General features: G+C 47.5%; 11 protein-coding genes. 4 read left to right on the forward strand and 7 right to left on the reverse strand.

The annotated features are described in order from the left end of the window. Positions 1–10 precede the first annotated feature (10 nt). Genes ACLIN2_RS23970 through ACLIN2_RS23980 form a run of 3 tightly spaced genes read left to right on the forward strand, consistent with a single transcriptional unit; the run spans position 11 to position 4,036 of the window. Positions 11–1,339, forward strand: coding sequence for an ATP-binding protein (locus ACLIN2_RS23970; RefSeq protein ID WP_411502358.1), 1,329 nt, complete (start codon positions 11–13; stop codon positions 1,337–1,339). Then, a complete protein-coding gene (locus ACLIN2_RS23975) occupies positions 1,308–2,777 on the forward strand; it encodes a sigma-54-dependent transcriptional regulator (protein WP_411502359.1) in 1,470 nt (489 codons plus the stop codon). The genes ACLIN2_RS23970 and ACLIN2_RS23975 overlap by 32 nt, the downstream gene beginning before the upstream one ends. Positions 2,778–2,800: 23 nt before the next feature. Next, the gene (locus ACLIN2_RS23980) at positions 2,801–4,036 is read left to right on the forward strand and encodes a benzoate/H(+) symporter BenE family transporter (RefSeq protein WP_246071068.1); all 1,236 of its coding nucleotides are present in this window, start codon (positions 2,801–2,803) and stop codon (positions 4,034–4,036) included. On the opposite strand, the gene ACLIN2_RS23985 is transcribed toward ACLIN2_RS23980, so the two are convergent. The 5 genes from ACLIN2_RS23985 to ACLIN2_RS24005 all read right to left on the reverse strand — a co-directional run bounded on the left by ACLIN2_RS23985 (position 4,037) and on the right by ACLIN2_RS24005 (position 8,479). Continuing rightward, positions 4,037–4,747, reverse strand: coding sequence for an EAL domain-containing protein (locus ACLIN2_RS23985; RefSeq protein WP_411502360.1), 711 nt, complete (start codon positions 4,745–4,747; stop codon positions 4,037–4,039). An 86-nt stretch (positions 4,748–4,833) separates the two neighbouring features. Then, the gene (istB, locus tag ACLIN2_RS23990; RefSeq protein ID WP_411502361.1) at positions 4,834–5,577 is read right to left on the reverse strand and encodes an IS21-like element helper ATPase IstB; all 744 of its coding nucleotides are present in this window, start codon (positions 5,575–5,577) and stop codon (positions 4,834–4,836) included. Continuing rightward, entirely contained in the window at positions 5,574–7,082 is a 1,509-nt protein-coding gene (gene istA / locus ACLIN2_RS23995; RefSeq protein ID WP_411502362.1) for an IS21 family transposase, read from the reverse strand. Before istA ends, istB begins: the two co-directional genes overlap by 4 nt. A gap of 111 nt (positions 7,083–7,193) precedes the next feature. Further along, a complete protein-coding gene (locus ACLIN2_RS24000; protein ID WP_411502363.1) occupies positions 7,194–7,517 on the reverse strand; it encodes a hypothetical protein in 324 nt (107 codons plus the stop codon). Positions 7,518–7,582: 65 nt separating this feature from the next. Beyond that, positions 7,583–8,479, reverse strand: coding sequence for a MerR family transcriptional regulator (locus ACLIN2_RS24005; RefSeq protein ID WP_411502364.1), 897 nt, complete (start codon positions 8,477–8,479; stop codon positions 7,583–7,585). 188 nt (positions 8,480–8,667) lie between these two features. Between ACLIN2_RS24005 and ACLIN2_RS24010 the strand changes: the two genes are divergently transcribed. Beyond that, positions 8,668–9,975, forward strand: a complete 1,308-nt coding sequence (locus tag ACLIN2_RS24010) for a protoglobin domain-containing protein (protein ID WP_411502365.1) — start codon at positions 8,668–8,670, stop codon at positions 9,973–9,975. A 122-nt stretch (positions 9,976–10,097) separates the two neighbouring features. On the opposite strand, the gene ACLIN2_RS24015 is transcribed toward ACLIN2_RS24010, so the two are convergent. Together ACLIN2_RS24015 and ACLIN2_RS24020 are read right to left on the reverse strand one after the other, a co-directional pair. Further along, complete coding sequence (locus ACLIN2_RS24015; RefSeq protein WP_411502366.1) at positions 10,098–11,264, reverse strand: GGDEF domain-containing protein; 1,167 nt, start codon at positions 11,262–11,264, stop codon at positions 10,098–10,100. Positions 11,265–11,425: 161 nt separating this feature from the next. Further along, on the reverse strand, positions 11,426–12,295 hold the full coding sequence (locus ACLIN2_RS24020) for an SDR family oxidoreductase (RefSeq protein ID WP_411504589.1): 870 nt from the start codon (positions 12,293–12,295) through the stop codon (positions 11,426–11,428). Between the last annotated feature and the right edge of the window lie 87 nt (positions 12,296–12,382).

Raw genomic sequence — 12,382 nt, forward strand, 5'->3', positions numbered from 1 at the left:
AGGAGTGCCTATGCAAAACAAACAGGAAATTCTCGAGAAGCTGACCGGCATCCAATCCTCTCGGAAAAGCTATTACACCGAGCTGACCTACCTCGTGGAGGAAATGAAAAAGAAGAACAGGCAGCTGGCCGTCATCAACCAGCTGACGCAGCTTTCAATCAATGCCTCTTGGCCGGAGACCAGCATCTACATCGCGAGCCAGCTTTCGCAGATTCTCCCGTTTGCCCGTTTTGTGCTTACCCTGACAAAAGGAGGACATCTCTCTTCCTATCTGGCATCGCAGGAGGATGGGCAATGGCAGTGCCATACACATACGAGCGTTGTCCCGGAATTCGTCGAACAGCCCACCCACCCTTTGAAAGGCTTTTTGAAGGACATGCTTGAAGCAATGTTCCCTGACTATCACGCTCTGTCCGTGCCGCTGCACAGTCAACGCAATCAGGCATTTGGCTATCTTACCCTGCTGCAGAAGGCTGAGCAGTCAGCAGATAGTCATAGTCAGGATGCCGAGCTCTTTTCGCTGATTGCCAGTCACGTGGGGGTATCGGTCGAAAATATCTTGCTCTTTCAGGACGTGAGCGAGAAGATCAAAATCGAAGCACAGCTGGTCCAATCCGCCAAGATGGCCGCCATTGGAGAAATGGCTGCAGGGATCGCTCACGAGCTGAATAGTCCGCTCACCGCTATTCTCGGAAACTCCCAGCTGCTCCTTCGGGAAATGAAAGCAACACCGACAGCTCCTTTAATGAATGACATTTACCAATGCGGCGTGCGCTGCAAAAAAATCATTCAAAACCTGCTTACCTTCTCCCGGCAGGAAGAGTATGTGTTCTCTACCATTTCGATAGATGAAGTAGTAGAAGACGCACTAGGGCTGATCGGCTATCAGCTCTCCGTATCGGGCTTGACGGTCACGAAGCATTTGACACAGCCACCGCTGCAGTTTCACGGGAGCCGGCACCAAATCGAGCAAATCGTGATCAATCTGCTGCTCAACGCGCGGGATGCATTAGCAGGTCGAGAGAATCCCTGCATCGAGCTGCGCTCTTTTTTGCTTGAGGACGAAGCTCATGCCTATGTAGGACTGTCTGTCTACGACAACGGCGAAGGAATCACGGGAGAGCAGCTGCCGCAAATCTTTCAACCCTTCTACTCTACCAAGGAGAGGACGAAAGGAACTGGCCTCGGCTTATCTGTCAGTCTGGGAATTGCCGAAGCCCATGGAGGAAAGCTGATGGTCGAGAGTGAAGAAAACAAGTACAGTCAGTTCACCCTGCTGCTGCCGCTTTTACGAGAGGAGGCGCGAAATGGAGAAAAAACGGATACTGATCGTGGATGACGAAACAGAGGTCACTTCCTTTTTTACCTACTTTCTCCGCCAAAAAAACTGCGAGGTCACCGTGGCGAATACGGGCAAAGAGGTAGAAAACCTCTTGCAGGTCCAAACGGAGGGCTTCCATGCCGCTCTGGTCGATTTAAAGCTGCCGGATGCCAATGGCTTGGATCTGCTCAAACGGATCAAGGCAGTCTTCCCCTCCTGCGAGGTCCTGATCATGACCGGCTACAGCACGATCAAGTCCGCAATCACCGCGATGCAATGGGGAGCCAAGGACTATTTGGAAAAGCCTTTTGACGACCTGGACGACCTCGAGCGTATCATTGATGCCGTTTTGGAGTCGTCTACCGTGGAAGAAAGCGAGCTATCGCGGGAAGCTGCCCAGTACGGGATCCTGTACGCCCCGGACAGCCCGATGGCAAAGGTCATGGCGATCGCCAAGAAGCTGGCAAAAAAAGCGATCCACATCCTGATCGAAGGCGAAACTGGCACAGGAAAAGAGCTGATGGCCCGGTTTCTGCACGGTGCCAGCTCACGTTCTTCGCAGCCGTTCGTTGCGTTTAACTGCGGGGCGGTTCCTGAAACCTTGCTGGAGAGCGAGCTGTTCGGTTACGAAAAAGGGGCTTTTACCGGTGCTCTCAAAGCAAGGAAGGGACTGTTCGAGCTCGCCCACAACGGGACTTTATTTCTCGATGAAATCGGAGAAGCTCCCTCCTCCATCCAAGTGAAGCTGCTGCGCACATTGGAGACCGGTGAGTTCATGCGGATTGGCGCAGAGCATGTCGGGCAGAGCAACATTCGATTTATTTCGGCTACCAACCGCGATCTGGAGCACGAGGTCGAGCTGAACCGCTTTCGCCGGGACCTTTTGTATCGACTCGAAGGAATCAAGCTGTCCATTCCCCCTCTCCGTGAACGAGCAGCCGATATCCCGACGATCGCATACGCTTATATGCAAAAACGAAATGGCAAGGTAAGTGAAATCGACCAGGAAGCCCTGGAGCTGCTGCAAGGCTACGACTGGCCTGGCAATGTGCGGCAGCTCATTAACGTGCTTAATCAGACGCTTGCTCTCCACGAGTGCGAGACCGTGTGTGCAGAGCATTTGCCGGCGAGTCTGCACAAAAAGGCGATCCAGAGTAGCCACTCTCCTTCTCCTGTACAAGAGCCCCCACTGGCGCTCACCCAGCAAATTGATCGGGAGTGCGAGCGTTTTGTCGAAGCGATCACTCGAAACGTCACTTCTCTCGACGGCTTCGATTTTGAATATCTGCTCAGGCGGATCAAGCTGCTGGAAGGAGAAATCGGCCGGGCGATTATAGAAAAAGGGCTGACCGAAACAAAGGGTGATCGCCAGCTGCTCAGCAAAAAGCTCAATATCACCAAGCGCACCATTCGCTACATTTTAAATGAAAAGGGTTCCGGCAACAGCTCGAGCTGACCCTCATCAGGAGGCATTTTTTCGTGAGCTCTCATCAACAGCATGGGTCTTTTTCTCCTTTCAAAAGGATTCCTGCCGACTTTTCCGTCTCTGCCCTTATCGTGGGCTTGATCGCCACCATGGTCTCTTATGCGGGACCTCTATTAATCGTCTTTCAGGCAGCCAAGGCAGCCAACATGAGTGACGCACTGCTATCCTCTTGGATCTGGGCGATTTCCATCGGCAGCGGCCTGACGGCGATTGTACTCAGCATTCGGTATCGGACTCCCGTCATTACGGCTTGGTCGACACCGGGTGCCGTTCTGCTCGTCACCAGCTTGTCTGTCTATCCGTTCTCTGACGCGATCGGAGCCTATCTCTTCTCTGCCGTGATCATCACGCTGCTTGGAGTATCCGGCCTTTTCTCTACGATCATGCGATACGTTCCACCATCGATTACCACGGCGATGCTCGCTGGAATCCTGCTTTCCTTTGGCGTGCAGGTCTTCGTATCCTTGCAAGAGCTGCCTGCGCTGGCATTGCCTATGATTGTTTGCTATCTCCTGGCAAAGCGCTGGATGCCGCGATACGCCGTCGTCTTTTCGCTGCTGGTCGGGCTGATCGCCGCCTTCTTGCTGAATCGCTTTGAACTGGGAGGCATCCAGGTCGCTCTCGTGCAGCCGATCTTCACCTTGCCTACCTTTTCCCTGGATGCCATCATCGGTCTGGGAATTCCGCTGTGCATCGTGACGATGGCTTCGCAAAACGCTCCCGGTATCGGCGTCCTTCAAGCGGACGGCTACAATACGCCAGCCAGCCCGCTCATTACGACGACAGGGGTCGCTTCGATCGTACTTGCCCCCTTTGGTGCGCACGGGATTAATCTTGCCGCCATTACTGCTGCGATCTGCACAGGAAAAGAAGCCCATCCTGATCCGTCCAAGCGCTATATTGCCGGAATTGCATGCGGAGCGTTTTATCTCGTTTTCAGCATGTTCGGAGCGACCATCGCCTCGGTATTCTCCGCCTTTCCCAAGGAACTGATCGCGGTCATCGCCGGCCTCGCACTGTTTGCCTCTCTCAGCTCCAGTCTTGCCTCGGCGATGAGCGACGTGTCGCAAAGAGAAAGTGCCCTCATTACCTTTCTCGTCACGATCTCCGGTATTTCAATCGCGGGGATCGGCGCGGCCTTCTGGGGATTGGTTGCGGGTGTGATTGCCAATTTGCTGCTGTCTGGTGATGTTCGCAAGTGGGTGGCTAGGAAAGGAAATCATCCATAATTAAGCTCTCATTCGAAACGATTGCAAAGGCGCAGGAGCGGGCTTTCCAAAGAGGTAGCCTTGAAACAACTGAAAACCCTGCTTTTTCAGGTAATCAAAGTCTTCGTTTGACTCGATGCCCTCTGCCAAGGGAATGGACCCTGCTTCAAGCGCAGCCTGCAAGATTTTGCAAGCCATTTCTTGTTTTTGTGAGTCAGCACACACTCCTTGGACGTATTTCATGTCGAGCTTCATATACGCAGGCTGTAATTCCTTTAGCAATTCAACCGTGCTGAAGCCTTCCCCAACATCATCCAAGGCATATTCAAAGCCTTGTTGTTTGTAGAAATGCAGGATATTTTTTAAATGTTCCGTATCCTCTACATTCTCTGATTCGACCACTTCAAATACAAAGTTGGCGGGATTAACCCCTATCGTACGCGCTAACTCTAGTGTGGTTCGCAAGCAATGCTCTGGTGAATAAATGGAAGTCGGGAGGAAATTAATAAAAATTTTCTGGTTTTTCAAGACAGCGGAATGTTGAACAGCAGTAAGTCTGCAAAGTCGATCCAGTGCAAACAACCGATTGCGTTTTTTTGCAGATAAAAACAGCTCATTTGGGGGAATGAATGTTCCATCTTCTCTCAACGATCTCGACAAAATTTCGTGACCAAAAATGTTACCCTCTTGATCTACGATAGGTTGAAAAAAGGGGGTAATTGTGAATGTCAATCAAAATGTTGACCACCGTGCTCATCAAAAAATTGACCACCATGGCAAAAATCAATCCACCCGTCGGGTGGGTAACTTTTTCATGATCACGATCTTTGAATGCTTTGTTTAAATCGATAGCTATCTCCATTCATGGCAAAGATATGGGCACGATGTGTGAGACGATCGACCAGAGCTGCCGTCATCTGTTCATCTTTAAAAATCTGAGTCCAATCAGCAAATTCCAAATTGCTAGTAATGATGATGCTCCCTTTTTCATAGCGAGCTGCACAAAATTGAAATAAGAGCTCCGCCCCTGTTTTACTGAGAGGAACAAATCCGACTTCGTCTAGAATGATCAAATCGGTTTTCAGCCATTGTTTCTCCAACTGGAGGATTCGCTTTTGGGACTGAGCTTCCATAAGCTCGTTGCATATTTTCGCGGCTGTCCAAAACTGTACGGAATAGCCATGGTGACATGCCTCCTTCCCAAGGGCAGTGGAGAGATGGGTTTTACCTGTACCAGAATTCCCGATAAACATGATGTTTTCTGCCTTTTCAATGTACTCACAACGAGCGAGTTGTAACAGTTTTGGTTTATTAAGAGACGGAATGGCAGAGAATTCATATTGATCGAGTGTTTTCATTGAGGGGAACCTGGCGTGCTTGATCCGACTGGCGATTTGATTTGCGTCCCTTTGCTGAACTTCTTGTTCCAAAAGAGCGAGAAGAAATTCTTCATAGGGAATTTGTCGTTCGGTAGCATCGTGGGCCATTTCCTTGTAGACACGTTTAATAGCCGGTAATCGAAGCCGTTTGGCATAGGTTTCAAGCAAGAAAATTGTACTCAATGTACCACACTCCTCTTTTGTAACAGACGATTGTACTGGTTAAGATCGGGAACTTTTACTTGAATTCGCGGAACAGGACTATCTTCAGCCAACGCGAGTTGGGGAAGACGGTGTTCGGGTAGCGTACGCTGAAACAACAATTGCCTTACGGCATCATACTGAAACAACCCTTTTTGATATGCTTCCCCCAGTGATTCCTCCACAAGAGTCGTATCGAATTCACGATGTAGTAACAGGAGGCGAACGAATTCTTTCATTCCGCCTGGTCGATGTCGACACTTGTCCAAGAACTGTTGGTAAATTGGAGGTAACCCCGCTTGATGCAAAGGTCTAGCATACAAAACCGCACCTGGTCGAGTAAGAAGCAAATCCAGGTAGTGATCATATTGCAAAAGCTCTTTGCCGCTTTCCAAACATCTCTCATGCTCAGCAATCAATTTGTTTCCATGGTATACCTCGATCCGTTCGGCAAACACCTTACAAGTAAGCTCGGTAGATGCGTATGAAACGGGAACAGAATAGGCATTTTTCTCAAAGTGAATCATAGACAAGGTATTGCTTTTTACAGAGACGACACGGCAACAATCCAGTGGTTGTGGAGGCAATGGGAGCATGGTCTGCTGCTCTTGTACAAACGCTTCTCCAACGGTTAAGGAAGATCTTGGAACCGTAGTTGTCTCGTAAGAGATACATTTCTCAAGGAGGAAATAATTTAATTCCTCTAGTGAAGAGACACATGGAACTGGGGTAAAGAACTGCTTTTGGACGAACTTTACGAGATTTTCGACTTGGCCTTTTTGGTGCCCTTTTCCCGGATCACAGAAATAGCTTTCAAACAGGTAGTGAGCACGAAGCTGAACAAATCGCTCTTGTTCCACGCGGTTTTTACCTTCCAACACCTTCTTTACGGCTGTTGTCAGATTGTCGTACGTAACGGTCTGAGGAACAGCACCGAAAAACTCAAAGGCATCGACATGCCCTTGAAGAAGAGATTCTTGCTTTTGGTGAAAGAAAGTTTTGACAAAAATTTTTCTGCTGTAGGTACAACGCATACAAAAGACTTGAACTTTTACCTGCTTACCCTGTAAAAGAACAGTAACCTCGCCCCAGTCAAATTGGGCAAATTTCCCTGGCGGGAAGTCGAGGGGGACAAACGCTTTTGGAGGAGAAACGCGTAGTTGTCTGACGTAACGTCGAACCGTAGATTCACCGCCGGTGAATCCGTATTCGTCGACAAGTCTCTGGTAGATACGGGTGGCAGTATGACGCTGCTTGGGAGGAGCCTGTTCATCTTGACGCAACCATTCCAGGATGATGGGCTGCACGGAATCAATGACTGGTTTGGGTTTCGGTTTCGAAAGCTGGTACACAGGGATCTTCGTTGATTTCAAGGCCTTTCGTATGACTTGACGGGAATAGCCAGTTTCGCGAGAAATTTGCCGAATCGGCTTTCCTAGCAAAATGTGTTGTTTCCTGATAAACTCATAATTAGCCATCTGAAGCATGTCCTTTCCTCCCATATCTTGTTGTCTCAGCAACTTCAAGATACAGGAAAGAGGTGCTCAGGTGGTCAACTTTTTTATGAGCGATGTACCACTGGGTGGTCAAGAATTAGATTAGCATTCACAGGTAATCTTTTTTTGCGCGATCAAGTCATCTATCCATTGGGCTTCTATTACAGAGGAAATAGTCGAAAAAGAATCCCACGATGTTCCGTGAATTCGATAAAAGATCCGATCAGGTAGCATATGCTCTATACAAAAATCGAACAACTCAAGGACTGATTCTTCCATTACAACCAAGTTGTTTTCATTCTGTAATGCCCATCCATTTTGTCTTTTTATATGTTTATGTAGCACGGGAAGCATTTTTATGTTTGCCTCACCTTCAAAATGGATTTCATACTGAATAGGAGGAAACGAGCAATTTAGACAATCCATTCATCAATCTCCTGTCGGATGAAGAGTGTAGACAATCAGAGTTCAAAAAACACGCTAAAACAAGATCATCTAGGGATTTGCAGTACTTCATTTAAGTCTTCTGTAACGATTATTGCTCTTAGTTTTTTTCCTTCTGTGTATTGAATCGCTCCACTCCCCCCTAAAAAAAATTGGATATGAGGATGTTGAACAGCAAAATGATCGAGTCTCCCCAGCAATTGATCGTCTTTGCTAAACGGCTGGACTGTCATTGCTGAAAGAATGACTTTCATGGGCTGGAGTCTCTCTACTGCTTTTTCAATAGCTCCCACCGCAGGAGACGGACAAAGAAACATACTTCTCCAGCCTTTCTGTGCAGCCTGAAGCAGCATGATATGAACGGGAATTTCGTGCATTTCATACGGTAAACAAGTCCCCAAAATCAAGGGCATTTCAGGATCCTGTGCGATCCCCTTTCGTAGATGAGAGATATAATCCCGAACAACTTGACTTGAAATATGCTCTTGGTATTCACTCCACCCCCCTGATTCCCATAAATCGCCCACTTGTTTTAAAAAAGGTAGAACGACTTTCTGTATAAAAGCATCTATTGGATACTCGAAATGTGCCCTTTGCAATAATCTCAGTAATGCCGCCTCTTCACAATTGCTTCCAGCCTTAATCAATTTCTCCACAAAATGCGATTTCAGCCGTTCCTTTTCCAAAGGGACGATAGTGTCTTCAGAAAAATCGCTCTGTTGTTTGACGTTCATAATCGCCGTTTGCAAAGAGTAATTTTGATCAACCAACGCTTTTACACGCAAGATGGTCTCCACATCTTGTTGCGTATAGACCCTGTAACCGTTGCTCAGTCGTTGCGGTTTAATTAACTCATATCTTTCCTCCCACTTTCGGATGACTTGGGTGGATAGCTTCGTTCGCTCTGCGACTTGGCGTATTGTAAATCTACCTGGTGAATTCATCAGTCTATTTTCCTCCAAAAGCTTATACAAACATTATATAACAACACCTTAAGTTCGTATACTCAGTTCTTTTTCAGACCAAAACATTTTACTAACATTTGACAAAAATTATACAGGATGATATTTTGGACTACGGTAAGAAGAGAGAAGACGCTGCCAGCGATCTTTAAAACCTTGGAGGATGGAATATGAATACGATATTTTCTCTTTTCGGAAAAAAGGCTTCCACTGACACAATTCCCGATCAGAAGCTTGAAGATGAAGACAAGCTGCTTGTCCAAGACAAAGAGATACACGCAAGATTGACATACATGCAGGTAACCAAGTCTCATGCAGAGGCGTTGCAGCAAATAAAGCCAATTATTATGGAATCAGCAGACTCGGTGTTTGAATCAATTCTGGATAAGGTTTATCAAACCTCTACCCTAAAAGAAATCGCTACCGCACATACTTCCAGAGAGCGGTTAAAAGAAGTCTTTATACAATATATGGATACACTCTTCACCGCCGACCTGAGCACGGAGTATTTCTCTTTCAGAAAACGGATCGGCAACACACATAACAAAGCCGCATTGCCTGTGCAGTGGTTCCTTGCTACTTACCAGACAATCCATTCTTTTATCATTCCTCTTATTGTGAAGCAGTTGTCCCACTCGCCAGATTTGCTCGCAAAGACTTTAGTAGCCATTACTGGATTTACCAATTTGGATGCTCAAATCGTCATACAGGAGTATGTAACCAGTCGAATTCACACAATTGAGGAACTGAATCAAAAACAAAGAAGCGTACAAGAAGAATTGATCGGTATCAGCCAAGAACTTGCCGAATCCGTAAAACATACGGAGAGCGCTTCCAGCTCTACGAATGACAAAGCTTTAAAATTAATGCAAGATACAGAAATGACAATGAAAAGCAGCAACAATTTGAACAATTTGACGTCATATAGTCTCGGTAAAATCAATCAAATGGAAGTCAAAATGGCTGCCCTTCAACAAGAGGCGATCCATTCAGTTGAAAAGGTGAATGAGCTTTCCAGTGTTTTGTCAAGAGTCATCGCCATGTCCAAAGACATCGAGAATATTGCAAACCAGACCAACTTACTAGCTTTAAACGCCTCTATTGAAGCCGCTAGAGCAGGCGAACACGGAAGGGGCTTCTCCGTTGTTGCACATGAAGTGAGAAAACTTGCCGAAGAAACCAAACAAACCAACAAGGATATTAATCAATTAGTGGAAGAAAGCACCTCCAATATGGAGGAAATAAGGCTGAAACTTTCGGGCATGAAAGAAGCGACTGTTCAAACGGCAAAGGAAGTCAACGAAGTGAAAACCGGTTTGACAGCAACAAGTTTGGAAGTAGACAACTATATTTCTATGTTTGAGGCAAACAAAAAGGATCTGGACGTTATCCTTCGTTCTATACAGGAAATTGCCGCTACTGCCAGTTCCCTTTCTGTTCTGGCAACAAGACTATCCCAAAAAGCGGAACAAGCATAATGTACGAGGAGATGCTTGCCAGTTCATTGACTAGAAGGGAGAGTATCGCATCTGTAGAATCAGTATCCCAGGTAAAGGATTGCAGGATGGAACGGCTATCTTTTCGAAGATTCCATCTATGCTTATGCTTCGCTCACAGCGTGAGCTATTCCGTTGCGTCCATTTCGCTTCGCCTGATACAACGCCTTGTCACACGAAAGATACAGCGACTCCAGCTCGGTCTGACGATCGGGTACTACCGTTAGCATCCCCACGCTCAAAGTGTAGTGTACTGTTACATTCGCATCGCTCATTTCGAATGCTGCCTCCCTGATTCGTTCGACCAATCGGGATGATTTTAGCTCGTCTTGTCCTGGTAAAATAATGGCGAACTCGTCACCGCCGTACCTGCCGAATAAGTCGTCGGGGGCTAGCTGCCGCATGATCTTCTGGGTCAAATCCTGCAGGACGTAGTCACCGGCGACGTGTCCGTAAGTGTCATTGATTTGCTTGAAGTGATCCACATCGAAAAGCAGCAGTGTAATCGGAGCCTTCCTCTTGGCGCAAAGCTCGATGCATTTTCTGGCTCGATAAATAAATGTTCGGCGATTTAAGACTCCGGTCAAATCATCCAGACTGGCTAATCGGACCAAATCACGATCAGACTGCTCCTTCAACAGGAGAACATAGCCTGTGTTTCCTAGGATCATCACCAGATACAATGACAAAAAGGAGAGTGTCTGAGAGAGTCCAGGCGTGAAAAGTCCCATCGAGCTCCCAGACAAAACGGCTGCCACCGATCTTCCCAAAAGAGCCACTATGACCAAAAGATAAAGAGAGCCTATAATTTTCATCAGCAGGGAGGACCCACTCTCTTTGAAAAGCTTGTACGTGGGAATAAAAATAAACAATGCCGTTCCCAATGAAGCAAAGGCGATTCGGATGTATTCCTCGTTGAAGAAGAGAATGATCAGATGAAAACCAATCATATTCCATGCAGTCAATATTCCATATATTTTCCGGGTAATCGGGTTAAACGCTTGCTTCAGCATGAGAACAGCGATCGTCTCTAATGCAGCCCCTACAAACAAAAAGGAGTTCGCAAGCGAGATGCTAATCGCATCTGGCACTCCCCCACGCAGTACTAAAAACAGCCACGCTAGAGCCTGCGTACATTTGGCAAAGAAAAAGGCGTTGATCTTTGCGTCCTTTTTGTGGTTTCGCCAGTACGCGCTGATCAAGATAACAGTAAACAAATGGCCAACAACCAAAGAAAGGATGATCGTTTTCATATCGAGAAAAAAATCCATCAGGGCTTCACCATTCCTGCCTCATGAGCTAAAACCATCATGAGTATATCAAAAAAAAAGAGACGAAATCAGTAGGAAATAAAAAAGTTACCAGAAATCATAGATTTTTTGCAAAAGCAAAAGAACCCCTTCTGAGGGGCTCTTCCTTGCTTATTGGTTCCTTAAAATCCCTGTTCTTTTGCGTAATTCCCCCAATGCGGCCGGCTTCCATCCCGATCCGTAAAGGGAAACTCGTCGGACAGCCCCCATGTACTGAAGGCTTTCCCGGACCTGTTCATTATTTGTGGGTCGGTAGCGAGTGCGACAACAGCGCGCCCGATATAGTCTGGCGTCTCTGACATCAGAAAGTGGGGATCTTGTTTTGCCGCTTCCTTCCACGTCTCTTCGGTCACTCCAAAATAATCGAGCATTTCTTCCGAGCGCAGAAAGCCTGGAGTCAATGCCACCGCAGCAATACCATGCGGGCGCAAATCCTCCGCCATCGCCTGCGCCAGATGAATCACCGAGATTTTTGCGAGACTGTAGGGCAGATTGCCACGGTAACGGTAGTCTGTCCCGTCTGTGATCTCAATGATTAAACCACTCTTTCGTTCAATCATGAGCGGCGCAGCGTAATAGCTCGTGATCATATGCGTATGAATCGCCCGCTCCTGCATCAGAATTCCTTTGCCCAAAGAGCACTCCCAGAAAGGCTTTCCCCATTCTGTCAGAGACTCTCCTCCCCAAATGTCGTTGACTAACAGATCCAGCTGACCGTCCTGCTCTGATTTGATTCGCTCAAACAGGCCGACTACCTCGGATTCTTGCGAGTGATCGACGCGTACCGGTATTCCCACTCCCCCTGCTGCGGTCACCATTTCCGCCGTATCTTCGATGGTCTCCACTCGGCCCAAATCCGATGGGTTCCCTCTCACACTGCGGCCTGTCACGTAGACGGTCGCACCTGCTTCACCCAGCATGACGGCGATGCCTCTGCCCGCTCCTCTCGTCCCGCCTGCTACGACTGCCACTTTTCCCTGCATGGCCTTGATTGAATGGCTCATGGGTTTGTCACTCCTTTGGATAAATGAATCCCTGCAATACTTAGCGCTATTGTATCGGTTCCAATATGACAACGG

Source organism: Brevibacillus centrosporus, assembly GCF_046622605.1.
Classification (GTDB): domain Bacteria; phylum Bacillota; class Bacilli; order Brevibacillales; family Brevibacillaceae; genus Brevibacillus; species Brevibacillus centrosporus.